At 38.2% G+C, this 17288-nt stretch carries 16 protein-coding genes; 7 read left to right on the top strand and 9 right to left on the bottom strand.

All coding sequences use genetic code 11. The features are described 5' to 3' along the window. The first annotated feature begins 115 nt into the window (after nt 1-115). The 3 genes from accC to E1140_RS08400 are packed head-to-tail and all read left to right on the top strand — an operon-like array spanning nt 116 to nt 3459. Nucleotides 116-1612: an acetyl-CoA carboxylase biotin carboxylase subunit gene (gene accC, locus E1140_RS08410; protein WP_155181666.1), complete on the top strand. Its 1497-nt coding sequence runs from the start codon at nt 116-118 to the stop codon at nt 1610-1612. 7 nt (nt 1613-1619) lie between these two features. Continuing rightward, a complete protein-coding gene (locus E1140_RS08405; protein ID WP_155181669.1) occupies nt 1620-2921 on the top strand; it encodes a DUF1015 domain-containing protein in 1302 nt (433 codons plus the stop codon). Then, complete coding sequence (locus E1140_RS08400) at nt 2887-3459, top strand: Maf family protein (protein ID WP_155181663.1); 573 nt, start codon at nt 2887-2889, stop codon at nt 3457-3459. The genes E1140_RS08405 and E1140_RS08400 overlap by 35 nt, the downstream gene beginning before the upstream one ends. Here E1140_RS08400 and E1140_RS08395 read toward each other — a convergent pair. Then, entirely contained in the window at nt 3456-4541 is a 1086-nt protein-coding gene (locus E1140_RS08395; RefSeq protein ID WP_155181659.1) for a glycosyltransferase family 4 protein, read from the bottom strand. The two genes, E1140_RS08400 and E1140_RS08395, sit on opposite strands and share 4 nt — an antisense overlap. Before the next feature lie 56 nt (nt 4542-4597). On the opposite strand from E1140_RS08395, the gene E1140_RS08390 reads away from it, so the two are divergent. After that, nucleotides 4598-5323, top strand: a complete 726-nt coding sequence (locus E1140_RS08390; protein ID WP_155181655.1) for a class I SAM-dependent methyltransferase — start codon at nt 4598-4600, stop codon at nt 5321-5323. Between the two features lie 123 nt (nt 5324-5446). On the opposite strand, the gene E1140_RS08385 is transcribed toward E1140_RS08390, so the two are convergent. The 6 genes from E1140_RS08385 to sdaAB all read right to left on the bottom strand — a co-directional run bounded on the left by E1140_RS08385 (nt 5447) and on the right by sdaAB (nt 11575). Then, complete coding sequence (locus E1140_RS08385; protein WP_155181652.1) at nt 5447-6220, bottom strand: glycosyltransferase family 2 protein; 774 nt, start codon at nt 6218-6220, stop codon at nt 5447-5449. Beyond that, nucleotides 6217-7209, bottom strand: coding sequence for a glycosyltransferase family 9 protein (locus tag E1140_RS08380; RefSeq protein ID WP_155181649.1), 993 nt, complete (start codon nt 7207-7209; stop codon nt 6217-6219). Before E1140_RS08380 ends, E1140_RS08385 begins: the two co-directional genes overlap by 4 nt. 236 nt (nt 7210-7445) lie before the next feature. Beyond that, nucleotides 7446-7919 (bottom strand): hypothetical protein, encoded by a 474-nt coding sequence (locus E1140_RS08375; protein ID WP_155181646.1) that lies wholly within the window; start codon nt 7917-7919, stop codon nt 7446-7448. Nucleotides 7920-8012: 93 nt separating this feature from the next. Next, nucleotides 8013-9404, bottom strand: coding sequence for an efflux RND transporter periplasmic adaptor subunit (locus tag E1140_RS08370; protein ID WP_155181643.1), 1392 nt, complete (start codon nt 9402-9404; stop codon nt 8013-8015). A gap of 3 nt (nt 9405-9407) precedes the next feature. Then, nucleotides 9408-10877 (bottom strand): TolC family protein, encoded by a 1470-nt coding sequence (locus E1140_RS08365; RefSeq protein WP_155181640.1) that lies wholly within the window; start codon nt 10875-10877, stop codon nt 9408-9410. Between the two features lie 20 nt (nt 10878-10897). Further along, nucleotides 10898-11575 (bottom strand): L-serine ammonia-lyase, iron-sulfur-dependent subunit beta, encoded by a 678-nt coding sequence (gene sdaAB, locus E1140_RS08360; protein ID WP_155181637.1) that lies wholly within the window; start codon nt 11573-11575, stop codon nt 10898-10900. A 148-nt stretch (nt 11576-11723) separates the two neighbouring features. Here sdaAB and E1140_RS08355 point away from each other — a divergent pair, with 148 nt between their 5' ends. Continuing rightward, nucleotides 11724-12530 carry an aminotransferase class IV gene (locus tag E1140_RS08355; RefSeq protein WP_185153490.1) on the top strand — a complete coding sequence of 269 codons (807 nt, stop codon included), beginning with the start codon at nt 11724-11726 and terminating at the stop codon, nt 12528-12530. Here the strand turns inward: E1140_RS08355 and thyA are convergent. Then, entirely contained in the window at nt 12508-13302 is a 795-nt protein-coding gene (gene thyA / locus E1140_RS08350) for a thymidylate synthase (protein ID WP_155181631.1), read from the bottom strand. The genes E1140_RS08355 and thyA overlap by 23 nt on opposite strands. 145 nt (nt 13303-13447) lie before the next feature. On the opposite strand from thyA, the gene E1140_RS08345 reads away from it, so the two are divergent. Then, nucleotides 13448-15715, top strand: a complete 2268-nt coding sequence (locus tag E1140_RS08345; RefSeq protein WP_155181628.1) for an efflux RND transporter permease subunit — start codon at nt 13448-13450, stop codon at nt 15713-15715. After that, nucleotides 15712-16737, top strand: a complete 1026-nt coding sequence (locus tag E1140_RS08340; protein ID WP_155181625.1) for a glycoside hydrolase family 113 — start codon at nt 15712-15714, stop codon at nt 16735-16737. Before E1140_RS08345 ends, E1140_RS08340 begins: the two co-directional genes overlap by 4 nt. On the opposite strand, the gene E1140_RS08335 is transcribed toward E1140_RS08340, so the two are convergent. Beyond that, nucleotides 16738-17288 (bottom strand): TerB family tellurite resistance protein (locus tag E1140_RS08335; protein WP_221412660.1); only part of this gene is annotated, 551 nt, incomplete at its 5' end.

Genomic DNA, 17288 nt, shown 5'->3' with positions numbered 1-17288 from the left:
AACTTAACATTAATAAAGTGTTTTATCAAAAGTGCTTTTGCTTTTAATAATTCTCAGATTTAGTTTTTAACAAATAATTATTTAGCATTGTGAGACATTATTTTAAGCCTTTCCCATGCCAAAAATCAAGAAGATATTAATCGCCAATAGAGGTGAAATTGCATTAAGAATAATGCGAACAGCCAAAGAGATGGGTATAAGCACTGTAGCAGTGTTTAGTGAAGCCGATAGAGACGCTTTGCATGTTCGTTATGCTGATGAAGCTGTATGCATCGGTCCACCGGCTTCTGCTAGTTCCTACCTTGATCAGGACAAACTTATTAAGGTTTGTAAGGACCTTAAAGTAGATGCTATTCACCCTGGGTACGGCTTTTTATCAGAGAATGCTGGTTTTGCCAATAAAGTAGCAGAAAACGGATTGATATTTATTGGACCATCAGCGTCAGCCATCGAAACCATGGGCAGTAAGTTGGCAGCAAAGGCCGCAGTGGCCAAATATGATGTGCCATTGGTGCCAGGTACAGAAAAAGCTATCGATGATATTCCAGAGGCTAAAACTATAGCGAAAGAAATTGGCTACCCTATCTTAATAAAAGCAAGTGCCGGTGGTGGTGGAAAAGGAATGCGTATTGTTGAAAAGGAAGCTGACTTTGAAGAGCAGATGAATAGGGCCATCAGTGAGGCAAAATCTGCCTTTGGAGATGGATCTGTATTTATTGAGAAGTTTGTTACCTCTCCCAAGCATATAGAATTTCAGATTTTAGGGGACCAACATGGTAATATTGTTCATTTATTTGAAAGAGAATGCTCAATTCAAAGAAGGCATCAGAAAGTAATTGAAGAAGCTCCTTCTTCTTGCCTAACACCTGAAGTGCGTAAAGCCATGGGTGAAGCTGCTGTTGGTGTAGCCAAGGCTTGTAATTATTATGGTGCTGGAACAGTTGAGTTTATTGTTGATAATGAACTGAATTTCTACTTCCTGGAAATGAATACACGTTTACAGGTGGAACATCCTGTAACAGAAGAAATTACAGGTATTGATCTTGTAAAAGAACAAATAAAAATCGCTGAAGGTGAAGCTTTACCTTTCAAACAGGAAGAACTTACCTTCACCGGACATGCTATAGAGCTTCGTGTGTATGCAGAAGACCCTGCTAACAACTTCTTACCGGACATTGGTAATCTTACCGTTTATAGACGTCCTGAAGGACCAGGAGTACGAATAGATGATGGCTTTGAAGAAGGAATGGATATTCCCATCTATTATGATCCGATGATCGCTAAAATGACGGTTTATGCTAACACCAGAGAAAAAGCAATAGACAGGATATTGAGAGCTATTGATGAATATGAAATTGTGGGTATAGAAACCACATTGGCTTTCGGAAAGTTTGTCTGTAATCATGAAGCCTTTAGATCAGGTAAATTTGATACCAAATTTGTAGATGAGCACTTTAAGCCAGAGTATCTCAATCTGGCGATGACGAAAGATGAGGAGCACGTTGCTTCTATGTTAGCTGCTCATATTTTTGAAACTAAAAAGGCTAAAACTTCCAGTAGCAACAGCGCTGTTAAAGCTGAAAGTAAGTGGAAAAAAAGGGCGTGGAGATAATATTATAATGGCAGAAATAAAACCATTACGCGCATGGCGGTATAATGAAGACCTTACTAAAGACCTTGAAGAGATAACGTCTCCGTTGTTTGATGTAGTATCTCAAAAGCAACGCGATAAACTATATCAGAATCCACATAATTCTATCCATTTATCTGTTCCAAAAGGTGAACACGCTGCCAAAAGCGCAAAGACCACATTGGAACAATGGAAGAATCAAGGCGTAATTCAGCATGATGCTTTACCTGGCATTTATGTTTATTACCAGTATTTCACACTTGCAGGAAGTCAGCGTGAGTATTGTAGAAAAGGCTTTATTTGCAATATAAGAGCCTATCATTGGGATGAGAACATTATCCTTAGGCACGAAAACACTATCCCTCACTCTGTTAATGACAGAATTGATATTCTTACAGAGACTGAACTTAATGTAAGTCCAACACATGGCTTATATACTGATGAAAACTTTGAGTTAGAGCAATACATGGATGAAAGCATGCTACATCCTTTGTATGAGACTGAAGACTATCAGGGTGTGCGAGATGTATTGAGTGTGATCCATGATGTGGAAGTCATTAAGAAATTCCTCAAAGTCATAGAAGATAAAAAGATCATACTAGCAGATGGCCACCACCGCTATGAAGGCTCTATGTTGTACAGACAGGAAAGAATGAAAAATAACCCTAATCACACTGGTGATGAAGGTTATAACTTCCACCTGATGTTTCTGACCAATACAGAAGCAGATGATTTAAGAATATTGCCAACACACAGAGTAATAAAAGGATTAGACAACTTCTCGCCTAATGATCTTATAAAGAAACTTGAAGAGTACTTTATCATCAAGCCTGTGGAAGAGGCTCATAGTATCAACGAAATCATTTTGGGTAAACAATGGGCTTTTGGCCTTTTATTCAAGGATTTTGCTATCAAAGTGCGACTGAAGCCCGAGATGATAGATACTATGTCATGGCAATTTCCAGATGCAATTAAAGCACTGGATCTTACTGTCATGCATTATTTCATAATTGAGAAATGCCTTGGTATACCTGGCAAAGATCAAAGGGCATCATCGATATTAGAGTTTGATCGTAGCTTCAGCGACTGTCTGGCAAAAGTGATTACAAATGAAGCTCAAATGGCCATTATTACCAATGACATATCTATGGAGGATGTGAAACAGGTATGTTATAGTGGGTTTACTATGCCTCAAAAGTCTACCTATTTCTACCCTAAAGTAATTTGTGGTTATTTATTTAGCTCAATCAAAGAAGATGAATTTAAGTCGCCCCCTCATTCTTGCTTCTAAATCACCACGAAGAAGTCAGTTATTAAAAGAAGCTGGCTTTGATTTCAGCATAAAAACCATGGATGTGGATGAGTCATTTCCTGCTGACATGGAAGTACATCAGGTGGCAGAATATATTGCAAGTAACAAGGCTAAGGCATTTCAAAACTTCATTAATGATGAAATTGTGATCACCGCAGACACGGTAGTAATCGTGGATTATAAAATCTTGGCAAAACCAGCAGATCACAATGAGGCCTTTGATATGATTAAGTCTATGTCTGGAAGAAGCCATGAGGTAATGACTGGAGTGGCTTTAGTTACGAAAGATGATATTTCCACCTTTTCTGATACTACTACTGTGATTTTCAAGGCACTTACTGATGAGGAGATCAATTACTATATAGAAAACTACAAGCCCTTTGACAAGGCCGGTGCCTATGGTATTCAGGAGTGGATTGGGATGATTGGTATTGAGCGAATAGAAGGCTCTTATTTTAATGTTGTGGGCCTTCCTGTTCAGAAAGTTTATCAGGCACTGCTGCCCTACGCTGTTTAGTTTTCAATTAGCTCTTTATAAACAGCCATAGTAGCCTTAGCTGTATTTTCCTTGGTGAATCTCTGAAGTTTAACTGTAGCTGCCGCAGTTAATTTATTTACTAACTCATCGTTATTCAATAACTCATCAATGCTATCGGCCAGACTCGCAGAATCACCTACATTGTTTAATAACCCAGTCTTATGATCTTCCACTAGTTCAGGAATACCACCAGCTGCGGTGGCTATAACTGGCACTTTACAAGCAAATGCATCAATGATTGAAGTTCCTAGGCCCTCAGTTTTCGAAGTAATTAAAAACACGTCAGCATGCGGTAATAGCGATGGCACATTGTCCACGAATCCAGCAAAAGTTACAACCCTATCTAAATTCAGATTATGAGCATATGCTATTATTTCCTCCTTCATTGGCCCATCACCAAAAACTATAAAATGTACGTCACTGCGCTTATCTGAAATGATTTTGGCAGTGTCAAGGAAGGTGAAATAATCTTTGTGATCAGCCAGTGCAGAAGTATTCACTACTAGTTTTAGACTCTTATCTAGACCAAATTCGCTATGAAGATCATCATCACAATCTTGACCAAACTTTTTGAGATCAACACCGCTATAAACCGTAGTGCACCTGTCTTTACCTTCGTCTAAATAAGACTTCATTATATTTTCAATGGCTTTTGACACACATAGGTATTTACTAATGCCTAAATGATTATAGCGTTTCCTGGTGAAAAATGATGAACTAGGCACAAAATCTACTCTTCTTGAGACTACTACTTTAGTGGTCATTCCCAACGATAGAGCATAATAGCAAAGCAAATGAGCCTTGGCAGTGTGAGCATGAATGATATCAAAATTTTCGGCAAGTCTCTTCAATGTGAAGGCCGTGGAAAATAGCTGCACCCCACTAAATGAGACGGCATGATATGGAATTTCATATTTTTTACAATGCAACTCGAAAGATGATCCTTCACGACACAGCACTTCGTTGTTCACACCTGCCTCTGCAGTCTCATCGAGCAGATAAGCTATCTGCTGTTCTCCGCCTCGCCATGATTTTTCGCTACTGATATGGAGTATTCGCATCGTTCAAATTTAGCAATCAAATTATCTTTATATCTTTACCGCTTAATTAATTTCTTATGAGCGTTAAAATACCTGAAAACACATCTAAAAACACCCATAATGTGGTTGCACAAATTCTACTGGAGGAAAAGGAACTAGATAATGTGCTAGATATTCCTTCAGGATCAGGATCATTTACTCAACGCTTATTGGAGAAAGGTATCAATGTTCACTCTGGTGATATTGAAAATATCATGATGGTTGAAAATAAGAATTTCAACGTTGCTGATATGAACCACACGCTGCCTTATGATGACAACTTCTTCAGTGCTGTTGTTTGTATTGATGGCATAGAGCATTTAGAAAGGCCTTTCGACTTTATTAGAGAATGTTATAGAATAACAAAGCCGGGAGGTAGAGTTATTATATCAACGCCAAATATCAATGCTCTTAGATCGAGATGGCGCTGGTTTTGGACTAGTCATCACAATAAGTGCAAAACTCCACTAAACGAAAACAAGCCAACTCCTTTGCACCATATCAATATGATGTCTTATCAGAGGATGCGGTATATTTTGCATACCTCAGGTTTCAAAATCAATAAAGTAACAACCAACAGGGTAAAAGGAATCAGTTGGTTATACATGATCTTCGCTCCTTTCAGTTGGTTAGCAACCAAGTTTGTTTTTGGAAAAGAAGAAAAAGACCCACAACAAAAGAAAGTAAACAAGGAGATTGTGTCTGATCTATTTGGTAAATCATTGCTGTTTGGCGAAACAATGATTCTTTCTGCGAGGAAATAATCAACACCAAACGTCACTTCGCTACGAAATGAAATGTAGTGAGAAGTCCCCTATTGTAATGTATTCACATTGGTTGGGATGTCTCATTTCACTATGCTTCATTCGACATGACGATGGACAATTCTAACCTTTCAGTCTATTCAAATTCCTCAGCTTAGCGTATTTTAAAAAACGATAGTAAGCACCATTCTTACACACCAGATAGCCTGCATAGCCATCTAAAAACCCTAATCTGATAATATAATTCTTTAAGAAATTAAGAAAAGGATAAATCATCAGGTGTAAAACCACTATCGTTCTTTTACCCTTTTTATGATCTTCTTCAGCAGCTATAGTGGAGAACTTGTTCATCTGCGTAATGTGATCCTCCATCCTTCTATATGTAAAATGCAAAATGTCCGCTTTAATGGCTTTTACCGTAGTCCCTTCATCCATCACTACAGTATCGTGTGGATTTACTCCTCCCCACTGCCCTTTTTGTTTATGCCACAGCCTGATTTTAGTATCAGGATACCATCCGCAATGTTTTATCCACTTGCCACAGTAATTATTAAGGCGATTGAATCTATAACCATCGGCCTTAGCTCCATCTTTTTTGAGAAGCTTGATTACGGACTGAAGATTTTCAGAAAGCCTTTCATCAGCATCTAATGAAAGTACCCAATCATGTTTGGCCTGGCTAATGGCATAGTTCTTCTGCTCTATATGCCCTTCAAAGGCATGCTCAATGAATTTAACGCCATACTTTTCTGCTATTGTCTTTGTTTGGTCTGTTGAGAAAGAATCCACAACTATTATCTCATCAATAACATCGAGCATCGACTGAAGGCATTCTTCAATGTTCTCTTCCTCATTGAAGGTGATTACAACACCAGAAATCTTCAGTTCTTCACTCATTTTGGTAAAGCTTCTAAAAGTTGATCAGAAGTTATCGATAAAGCGCATTTAAAATGACCTTCAGGACATGCGCGATGACCGTGCAAACCGCAAGGCCTGCAACTTAGTGGTTCATTAATATTGATGACCATGCCATTATCTGACAATGGCCCAAAACCAAATCCATTAACCGTAGAGCAGAAAACAGCTCTCACAGGCGCATTCATTGCCGAAGCAAAATGAAGAGGCGCAGAATCATTGACATAATTCATGGCGGCATCGCGCATCAAAGCAGCGGAGGCCAAAGGAGAAAGCTTTCCAGCCAAATTCTCAATATTTTTATGTTTTGACTGTTGAATAATCCCTTCACACAGTTCTAAATCGCCAGGTGCACCAATTAGATACACCTTCAACTGTAAAGGCAGATCATTGATAAAGTCAATCCATTTCTCCTTTGGCCACTGTTTGGTAAACCAAACAGATGCCGGAGCGATGGTTATAAAATCTTCTGATTTATAAACTTCTACCTTCTCAAAATCTTCCCTTGAGGGATAAACCTTTGGTCTTGAAGCTTTATCATCTGTGATATCAGCAATCAACTGCTGGTTGCGTTCCACCTCATGCACCGTGCCATCAGGTTCTATTTGATGATCGAACTTTTCACTAAAGAGCATCGACATTGGATTCTTTTTGAACCCCACCACTTTCTTAGCTCCTGACAATGAAGCAATCACTCCTGAAGATAAAAACCGCTGTAAGTTAATGGTGAGATCAAAATGTTCTTTACGCAGGCCTTTGACGATTTCAGACATACTGGCAAACTTTCTAGATTTGTCCAGAATCCACAGTTTTTTGATCTTAGGGTGCCCTTTTAAAATGCCTTCATTACCCTTTCTGAGTAAGAAATGAAGCTCCGCTTCTGGGTGGTAATCAGATAACTTTTCAATGAGTGCTGTGGCTAAAACCACATCTCCTAAAAAAGCCGTTTGTATGATCAGAATCTTTTGCAAGTAGTCTATTTAATTCGCCTGTGAAAATAATTGTAATAAAGATGGTAGGCAAGTTTTTAACAGTCCGTCATTACGAGGGAGAGTGTCGAACGAAGTAATCTCTATTAATTCTTAGACTGCCACGTTCTTACAGTCCTCGCAGTGACGCCTTTGAAGATTCCGGCCTGTCTGCCGACAAAGGCAGGTTCTCTGGCCGTCATAACAAAACCTGCTGTCATAGCGGACTTGATCCGCAATCATTTTTTAATATTTTTAACTCTCACTTTTTTCTGGCTTATCCTGGGAGAGTACCTAGAAATTCTCCTATCAAGACCTTGAATAAACTTGTAACAAAGAACGTTTAGTGCAAGAAAGAAGAAAAATGAAAAATAATAGGTTTTTCTATTTTTCAATCCATCAATGTAAAAGTACTCAGGATAACTAAGGTTGTAATATATTATCACATTATTCTCAGGCTCAAATATATTTTTATACTGATTCAATTTGATTTCCTTAAAACTTTTGTAGGTCATACCATTTGCATCATATGTAACCCAGAGAGTTTTGGAATTCCTGTTAAGATTTTCTTGAATCCTTAATTGAGCTATTTCTTTTCTAAACTCAAAAAAATCAAGAGGTTCGTTATAAAGCACAAGTTCAAATACTGATGTCAAAAGAAACCAAAGAAGTCCCAGTTGCATACATATCATGTAGATTTTTATAATCCTCATCTGTTTCTAACATCCAATTTTGAATTCAAGGATAACAAAAAAGGTCCAAGTAAAACACCTGAACCTTTTAAGATTTATTATTTACAAGACTAACTATTCGTCATCAGTTTCCTCTTCTTTCTTATCATCCTCTTTACCTTTCTCCTTCTTAGAAGTTACTGCATCACCATCAGAAAGTCGCTTAGACACTACCAGGAATGGCCCTGAAACAATCTCCTCACCTTCTTTGATACCTTCCAGTATCTCGATGTTTTCATAATCACTAATACCCGTTTTAACTTCACGCATCTTAGCCACTCCTTCTTCGTTCACAAAAACCACCTCTTTAACTTCTTCCTCAGCTTTAGGAGCATTGCTGGCCTGCTTCGGTTTCTCCTCTTCATCATCACCGCCTCTACCAAACTTCTTGTCATCTCCAGGCTTTCTGGTTGTAACTGATGACAATGGCACGGAAAGGATGTTGTTCTTTCTTTCAGTAATAATCTCAACACTGGCCGTCATACCCGGTCTGAAAGGATATTTATTACCTTCCTTGATCAGGTCTTTATAAGAAGAATTCAATATCTTAATCTTCACCTCAAACTCAGTAACTGCATCAGCAGAAGCTTTATCATTTGCCGTATTAGCTATCAAAGTAACAATCCCCTTAAACTCCTTCTCCAAGTGACTGTAAGAGTCTACATCAATTAACACAGTATCACCTAAAGCAACTCTTATAATGTCATTCTCATTTACATTAACTCGAACCTCCATCTGGTTCAGATCAGCAATACGCATCATTTCCGTTCCCTGAAACTGCTGAGTACCTAATACGGTCTCACCCTGCTCAACATTAAGTTTAGAAACCGTACCTGTCATTGGAGATTTAACTGTAGCTCTTCTCAAGTTTTCTTGTGCCTGAGATAACTGTGCTTCGTTATTTTTTACAATAAACTTAGCGGCTTCAACAGATTCTTCTGCAGATACCAGGTCATTCTTTGCTACCTCATAGTTCTGTACAGCAAGCTGCCAATCAGCTTCAGAAATAACATTTTCATCTTTCAGTTTCTTCTGACGATTATAGTCCTGCTCAGCTCTGGTGAAAGTAGCTTTTGAGCGTGACAGGCTTGCTCTGGAAGAGGCCAGGTTAGCACGTTGTGTATTTAAAGAAGCTCTTGACTGCTCTACAGCAGCAATAAAATTGTCAGGTCTGATTTTAGCCAATACGAAGTCCTTTTCAACAGGGTCACCCTCTTCAACATTAAGCTCAATGAGCTCACCAGAAACCTCTGGACTTAGCTTAACTTCCAATACAGGTTGAACCTGACCAGAAGCACTTACCTTCTCCACAATGGTAACTTTCTTAGCCATTGCTACTTCTACTTCAGTTTGTTTTGGTTTACCTATCCATCCTGCTGATCTGCCAATCACAACAAAGATGATAAGAACGATAAACGCTCCTATTACATAGTATAACCACTTATTTGATTTCTTCTTTTTTGCCATTTCTTAAAAATCTAAAGGTTTCCCCTGATAAAAATCTAACACTTTGAGTTTGAATATATAGTCATATTTAGCCCTTAAAAGATCTGATTTCGCCTGAAATAGATCGTTTTCAGCTATTTGATAGTCAGTAAAGTTTGCCGCACCATTGTCATAACGCTGCTTAGTCACTCTATAAGACTCTTCGCGAGCTTCAACTTGCGTAAGCGAAGCATTATAAGATTTTGCTGCAGCCTGAACATTATTATACGCCTGCTCTATAGTTTGCCACAATTGATATTTTGTCTCTGTCTCAGTAATCTCCGCCTGCTGATTCGTAATGACTGATCTTTGGATATTATTCCTTGCCGAGAAACCATTGAATATTGGAATGTTCAAATTCAAGGTGATGTATTTACCAAGGTTGTTGTCAATCTGAGTACTTAACCCAATGGTTTCAAAATCTGTAGGCGATTGTGCGGGAGTGATAAAGAAATCAGGAGCTCCGTTATTTAAATACACCAAGGTATTTAAAACCTGCACATCATTACCTGAGCCGTTTGGATCTGGAATAGTAACATTCTCAAAAGCAACTGGCTGTTGAGCCGCATCTGAATACCTGGTGTTCATCCCTGCATTCAATGATAATGTAGGATAAAGGTTACCACGTTGAGATTTAACAGCATAATCAGCACTCATCGTGTTGAACTTTGCCGCCTGAATATTAGGCTGCTCATTCAATGCGATGTTATAGATTTCAATGGCAGTTACATCCACCAAAGGAACAATTTCAGCTTCCAACTCAGGAACAACAATATCTATCTGATTTTCAGGGGGCAATTGTAATGCTTGCTTCAACTGAATTTTGGCATTTAAATAATCATTCTCACGATTTACCACATTCAGCTCGTTAGTTGCCTTTTGTGCTAGCAAATCAAGTAAACTCGCTCTTGGTAATGCACCAGCATTCACTCTACTTTCAGTAAGCTTTACCTGCTGCTCAGTTGACTCTAATTGCTTTTTAGCATTTTCAAAAAGCTCTTTGGTAAACAATACATTGGTATAAAAACTAATAACATTAAATGTTACATTGTTTTTAGAATCCTCAAGGTAAAGCTCATTAGACTCCTGAGCGAACTCACTTGACTTAATATTATTCTGAATTCTAAAGCCATTAAACAGCGTTACGCTGGCGTTTATATTAGCATTAGAAGATGCAATACGCTGATTATCAACAAACTGGTTAGTGGTTGGGTCAATAGACCTACCCCAACTATACCCATATGAGCCGCTGGCATTAACAGAAGGCAACATGTTATATTTAGATTGTTTCAGCGATACCTCAGAACTTTTTAAGTTGAGTTCACTTCTTTTTACTGTCAGGTTATTGGCCAGTGCGTATTCCACACATTCCTGCAATGTCCACTCTACAGTCTCCTGCGCATAAGCAGTAGACGAGCCTAACAATATGAATATCAATAATTTAAGATACTTCATTCAATAGTTTATTTATCATTTTATAAATCAATATCTGGGATGTAGATCACATCTATTACCCACTTAAGGCTTTTAAGGTATTCCAGTGATAAGGGCCTGAGACCAGAATCCATCTCAATCACCAAACAGGCTACATCATTCTTTCCTTTTCTTGAAACTGACATGGTGGCTATATTACAATCATCATGATTTAGAATATTAGCAATTTTGGCAATACTACCTTTAGTGTCGGCTGCTTTTATAATCAGTGTGTGAAGGTTTGCAGAGAAGTCAGCGTCAAAACCATCAACCTCAGCAATGTTAATCACTCCACCCCCTTTGCTTTGCCCTATCACTTCTACTTTTTTATCACCATTAGTAAGGTTAAGCTTAATGGTATTAGGGTGCATGGTTGATGCATTACCTACAGATTTGAAAGTAAACTGAAGATTGGCCTTCTCAGCATGATCAAAGGCGTTTTTAATTCTTGGATCATCAGTCTTGTAATCCAACAAGCCAGCAATAATAGCTCTATCACTACCATGACCTTCATAAGTCCGTGCAAAAGAATTGTAAAATGTAATAACAGCTTCTGTAGGTTTACTACCTAACACTCTAATAGCTGCACGAGCAATGCGTACAACACCAGCAGTATGCGAGCTAGAAGGCCCAATCATAATTGGTCCTATCATATCAAATACACTGCTTTTTTCTGCCATAGTTCTCCCTTATTTTACGGTATCAATATTAGCTATAATTTTACAACTCGGACAAGCTTTAATTATAAATGGTTAATATTCATTGTAAAACTCAAAAATGCCATGCCAAGGTATTTTTATTCCTATTTTAGAATCATTGAAAGCATTATTGAACGATAACATAATTGATGACCGCCTTACCATTGGCTTAGATAATCGGGCAATACAGTTTGGAGACGGTCTTTTTGAAACAATAATTGCCAATAAGACCTCTATACCCTTGCTTAAGTTACATTATGACAGGCTGAGGCATGGTATCAAATCACTCTCCCTGAATTTGGACTTATCATTAGCTGACTTTGAAAGTAAAATCATGGAAGTAATAGAAGCTAATGGCACACAGGAATTTAACAGAGCGAAAGTTCTGGTCTGGCGAGGAAGTGAAAGTCAGCAGGGCTATTATTCAGGATCTGAAAAGGCCGATATTTTAATTAGCTCCAGACCGTGCAATAAGCCAACCATCAGGATTATTGAAAAAGCAGCGTTTTCTAAAAATGTAAAATTAGCCTATCATTCTTACTCAGCATTAAAAACTATTAGTGCCCTGCCCTACACTATGGCTGCCATTGAGCGAAAGAACAGTAAACTGGATGAGCTAATTTTAACGGATGGCAATGGTTACATTTCTGAATGTGTATCCAGTAATATCTTTTGGGTAAAAGACAATCAACTTTACACCTCAAATCTTAAAAGTGGTTGTGTTGCTGGGGTTATGCGCCAGCATTTGATGAACATGATCACTGCAAAGGGCATTATACTCAATGAAGTAATGGCTCAAAAGGAAGAACTGCTAGCAGCTGATTTCATCTTTACCACTAATGTTGCAGAAATAGGAATTATTGAAGCCATCGATAATAACTCCTACTTAACCAATAACCCCCTTTTTGAAGATATTAAACAGCTATTGGAGCTTTAATAGTTGGGTGTGCCTGATAGTTAACAATCTCAAAATCCTCAAAATTGTAGTCAAATAAGCTATCAGGTTTTCTCTTAATCACCAATTGAGGCAACTCAAACGGCTCTCTGGACAATTGTGTATTGGCCTGCTCAATGTGATTGTTGTATAAATGCACGTCCCCTCCTGTCCACACAAACTCACCAGGCTCCAAATCGCATTGCTGTGCAAACATATGAACCATCAATGCATAAGATGCTATATTAAATGGAACGCCTAAAAAATAGTCAGCACTACGTTGGTATAACTGACATGACAATTTACCATCGGCTACATAAAACTGAAATAATGCATGACAAGGAGGCAAGGCCATTTTATCCACTTCAGAAGGATTCCATGCCGTTACAATATGTCTTCTGGAATTTGGGTTGTTCTTAATCTGATTTAAAACCTGAGTTATCTGATCAACAGTGCCTCCAGAAGGTGTAGGCCAGCTACGCCATTGGTGCCCATACACCGGACCCAATTCACCGTTTTCATCAGCCCACTCATCCCAAATGGATACTCCATTATCTTTTAGGTATTTAATGTTAGTGTCACCATTCAAAAACCACAACAACTCATAAACAATAGATCTGATGTGAAGCTTTTTAGTAGTCACTAATGGAAAGCCCTTTGAAAGATCGAATCTAAGCTGTCTTCCAAAAACACTGATGGTACCTGTTCCTGTTCTGTCTCCTTTTTGAACACCATTGTCCAAAATATCCTGCATCAAATCGAGATATTGCTTCATATGAGTAGTAATTGTAGTGGTTCTTCAAAAATATAAATTAATAAGCATCATTCACGGACAAAATTTTGAAATTTGTCGCAGCAGATAAAATACTTATCAAACACTTATTAAAACAATACTGTTAGCTGACTAGAAACTTTCATTCATGACCAAAAAACTTGCAGTCAGCACCATCCTATTTATTCTTTTAATCACTGTCCTATCTATAAGTCAATTAACGAGTCTCAAGTTTAATTATGTGTTCGAAGATTTCTTTCCTGTTGATGATCCCGAACTTGAATTCTACAAAGACTTCAGCACCAAGTTTGAAAATGATAATGACTATCTACTTATAGGCATAGAAAATAACCAAGGGGTTTTTAAACGGGACCTGCTCACAAAAGTCAAATACTTAACTGATAGTCTGGAAAAATTGGCTGAAGTGCAATCTGTTGTTTCTATTACAAATATTGAACTGCCAATTATATCAAAAGCAGGTATATTCAACATTCCTCTGGTTCACCCATCTGAGCCAGCTAGACTTGAGGCAGATAGTACGAGACTTTACAAACAGCCTCATTTCATTGGCTCTTTAGTCTCTGATGATGGAAAATCAACTGTATTAGTTATCCGTCATATTAATTTTACCAGTAAGGAAACTACAGATCAGTTTTTAGAAATCATTCAGACTCTTTTACAGCAATCAGAATTTGAACAGTATCACATCGCAGGAAAAACCTATGCCCAAGGTATCTTCATTGGCTTGATTCAAGAAGAGTTGATGACTTTCATTAGCGCATCTGTTGTATTGGTCATTCTATTTCTTGGGCTGGCTTATCGCAATTGGTGGGGCATTGTTATTCCGTTACTCATCGTATCTGTATCAACTATATGGATACTTGGCTTTATGGCCATAACCGGTAAATCTTTGGATATACTAATGGGTCTGCTACCCACCATCATGTTCGTTGTTGGTATGTCTGATGTAGTTCATTTAAAAACCAAGTACATTGAGAACCTCAGAAATGGCGATAATAAAATACAGTCAATAAAGACTGCTGCAAAGGAAGTTGGTATGGCAACCTTTCTTACATCACTAACCACTTCGGTAGGTTTCTTAACCCTCTACACAGCGAGTATAAGACCCATTCAGGAGTTTGGACTTTATACAGCACTAGGTGTTGTCATTGCATTTGTGGTAACCTTCACCCTTCTACCCTCCTGCATGTTGCTACTACCGGCACCTTCCATCTCGGTTAAGGTAGCTCATAAAACATCATGGATAAAATTGCTGGGCAGGTGCTTTTTGGGGGTAATGAAAAACAAAACTACTGTTCTGGTATCCAGCGCAGCATTAGTCTTGATTTCTGTTTATGGAATCAATCAGATTGTCGTTAACACATATCTAATAGAAGATCTCCCAAATGACCACCCGTTAAAAGTGAGTTTCAATTTCTTTGATCAAAAACTAGGTGGATCGAGGCCGTTTGAAGTGGCAGTTCAAGTTAAAGATTCTTCCAAAACGGTATTCAGCCCAGAGGTTGCAAGTAAAATAGAAGAAGTCAGTGAATATCTGAAGTCAAGTCATGAAGTTGGTGGTCTAAGAAGTTCAAATAGTGTACTTAAAGCCTTGAATCAAGCCGTTAATAGTGGATCAACTGATGAATATATTCTGCCAGAAGGCACCAAAGAATGGAAGGCTATCGAGCGCCCATTGAAACGAATAAGGATTAAAGGGGATTTAGAAGGTAAATTAACTGCTAACGGAGAGAGAACCGGAAGAATCACTGGCTGGATCGATGATATTGGAAGTGCTATTAGCTTAGAAAGAAATGCTGAATTTAGAAGGTTTGTTGATCGAACCATTGCAAATAAAGATGTGGACTTTGTTCTAACAGGCACATCCAATTTAATTGATAAAAACAACCGCTACCTGGCCGAAAATATGATGAAAGGATTAGGTATTGCCTTTGCAGTAGTGGCACTAATTGCTGGGCTGCTGTTCAGATCATTTCGCATGGTGCTGATTACACTCATTCCTAATATTATTCCTTTAATGATGGTTGCTGGTATCATGGGCATTTTTGGAATTACACTTAAGCTGTCTACATCTATAGTTTTCACCATTGCATTTGGAATAGCAGTAGATGATACCATCCATTTCACCAGTAAGCTAAAGCTGGAGCTGGATAAAGGAAAGTCATTAATATATGCACTAAAAAGAACTTACTTAAGCACGGGTAAAGCCATTATCGTGACGAGTATTATTCTATCCGGGGGTTTTCTAATTCTCATACTCTCCTCTTTTGGAGGTACGTTCTTTACAGGATTGCTGATAAGTCTGACATTAATATTCGCGCTAATAATTGATTTAACTTTATTACCTACTTTTATAGTATTGTTCTTCAAAAGAGATCGCAAACTGAATCAATGAAAAAGGTATTTCTCTCAATAATTTTAGTTGGAGTTATGGTGATAGGTTTATTGTCATTCAATAAAGAGCCTATCGCTAAAACCAAAATCAATGGTGTCAGTTTTGTAGCTCCTAGAAACGAGATCTCCGCAGATGTGTTAATGCCGCTTCAAAAAATAAATACCGGCTGGATGGCAGTCATCCCCTATGCTTTTACACGCCCAGAAGAGGGTAAAGTTCATTTTAACCATACACGACAACATTGGGGTGAGAGTATCTATGGCGCGGCCAAAACCATTGAAATGGCTCGTGCGATGAATATTAAATCTATGGTTAAACCTCATGTCTGGGTTAGAGGCCAGGGATGGGCTGGAGATTTTGAGTTGGAAAATGAAGAAAAATGGGACGCCTTCGAAGACAGCTACACTGATTATATACTGGCTTATGCGAAAATGGCTGATTCTGTAAATGCTGAATTATTTTGCATTGGCACAGAGTTTAGAAAGGCAGTGATGCAAAGACCAGCTTATTGGGAAGGCTTGATTAAGAAGGTTAGGCAGGTTTATAAAGGCAAGGTTACTTATGCTGCTAACTGGGATAATTTTGAGAATGTTACCTTTTGGAATCAACTGGACTATATTGGTGTAGATGCTTACTTTCCAATAAGTGAGGAAAAAACACCTTCTAGAAATCAATTAATTGAAAGCTGGACAGAAAATAAGAAACAGTTACAGAAATTATCAAAACAATATGATAAACCTGTTTTATTTACAGAATTCGGTTTTCAAAGTGTAGATTTTACAGCAGATGGACACTGGAAATATGATCAGGATACCTTAGCGGTTAACCATCAGGCTCAGGCCAACGCCTTTGATGCTACTTTTGATGCTTTCTGGAAGGAAGATTGGTTTGCCGGTGGTTTTGTTTGGAAATGGCACAGTAACCATGGAACAATTGGAGGAATTGAGTGCAAAGAATTTACACCCCAAAACAAACAAGCTGAGGGTGTAATCAAAGAATGGTTTGGCAAGTCCCAATACTGATTACATTGGAAATGATAATCTTGGCTTATCAGTAGCTGGACTAGTTTTAACTTCTACTTTAGTAGGTTTTGATGGCTCGTTTTTTACTTTAGTCGGGTCTCTAGGCTCGTTTTTAGATGAATCAGGAATGTTAGCATATTGCTGAATAAACTTATGCAACTCCTTCTGACGAGCAGTTATTTCTGGAAGATTTAAAGAAAGGTACTTATGGTAAATTTTGTAAATTAAATCCCACTCACTTTTATCCATAAAACCATCGGCATTGGCTATGAGGCACATCCAGGCAAGACAGTTGATTTGATCATTTTTATCAAAGGTTTTCAGCTCCTTAATACAATCATCAAAAATGATCTCCCGATCGTACATGCTTAGCTCGTCAATCTGAGCATAGAACTTGTCTTTGTTCATAGACATGTGCCACATCATCTTGTCGCCCATCTCCTCTTCCTTTTTGTGGACTTCACCATCTGCATGGGTCAGCAGATAGTATAGCTTTGTATTGATTGTTATGCGATTCATAGTTGGTATTTCTAATGTAATATAATCTATAG

This window comes from Fulvivirga lutimaris, assembly GCF_009711525.1.
In the GTDB taxonomy this organism is placed as follows: domain Bacteria; phylum Bacteroidota; class Bacteroidia; order Cytophagales; family Cyclobacteriaceae; genus Fulvivirga; species Fulvivirga lutimaris.
Note: the sequence above shows the minus strand (reverse complement) of the source record. Positions and strands in the feature narration are given on the sequence as shown.

Bases quoted from the DNA above. Each gene is read 5' to 3' on its own strand.
- E1140_RS08395 (WP_155181659.1), bottom strand. From the start codon at position 4,541: ATGCGAATACTCCATATCAGTAGCGAAAAATCATGGCGAGGCGGAGAA.
- E1140_RS08340 (WP_155181625.1), top strand. From the start codon at position 15,712: ATGAAAAAGGTATTTCTCTCAATAATTTTAGTTGGAGTTATGGTGATA.
- accC (WP_155181666.1), top strand. From the start codon at position 116: ATGCCAAAAATCAAGAAGATATTAATCGCCAATAGAGGTGAAATTGCA.
- E1140_RS08405 (WP_155181669.1), top strand. From the start codon at position 1,620: ATGGCAGAAATAAAACCATTACGCGCATGGCGGTATAATGAAGACCTT.
- thyA (WP_155181631.1), bottom strand. From the start codon at position 13,302: ATGAAGCAATATCTCGATTTGATGCAGGATATTTTGGACAATGGTGTT.
- E1140_RS08365 (WP_155181640.1), bottom strand. From the start codon at position 10,877: ATGAAGTATCTTAAATTATTGATATTCATATTGTTAGGCTCGTCTACT.
- E1140_RS08400 (WP_155181663.1), top strand. From the start codon at position 2,887: ATGAATTTAAGTCGCCCCCTCATTCTTGCTTCTAAATCACCACGAAGA.
- E1140_RS08345 (WP_155181628.1), top strand. From the start codon at position 13,448: ATGACCAAAAAACTTGCAGTCAGCACCATCCTATTTATTCTTTTAATC.
- sdaAB (WP_155181637.1), bottom strand. From the start codon at position 11,575: ATGGCAGAAAAAAGCAGTGTATTTGATATGATAGGACCAATTATGATT.
- E1140_RS08385 (WP_155181652.1), bottom strand. From the start codon at position 6,220: ATGAGTGAAGAACTGAAGATTTCTGGTGTTGTAATCACCTTCAATGAG.
- E1140_RS08370 (WP_155181643.1), bottom strand. From the start codon at position 9,404: ATGGCAAAAAAGAAGAAATCAAATAAGTGGTTATACTATGTAATAGGA.
- E1140_RS08375 (WP_155181646.1), bottom strand. From the start codon at position 7,919: ATGAGGATTATAAAAATCTACATGATATGTATGCAACTGGGACTTCTT.
- E1140_RS08390 (WP_155181655.1), top strand. From the start codon at position 4,598: ATGAGCGTTAAAATACCTGAAAACACATCTAAAAACACCCATAATGTG.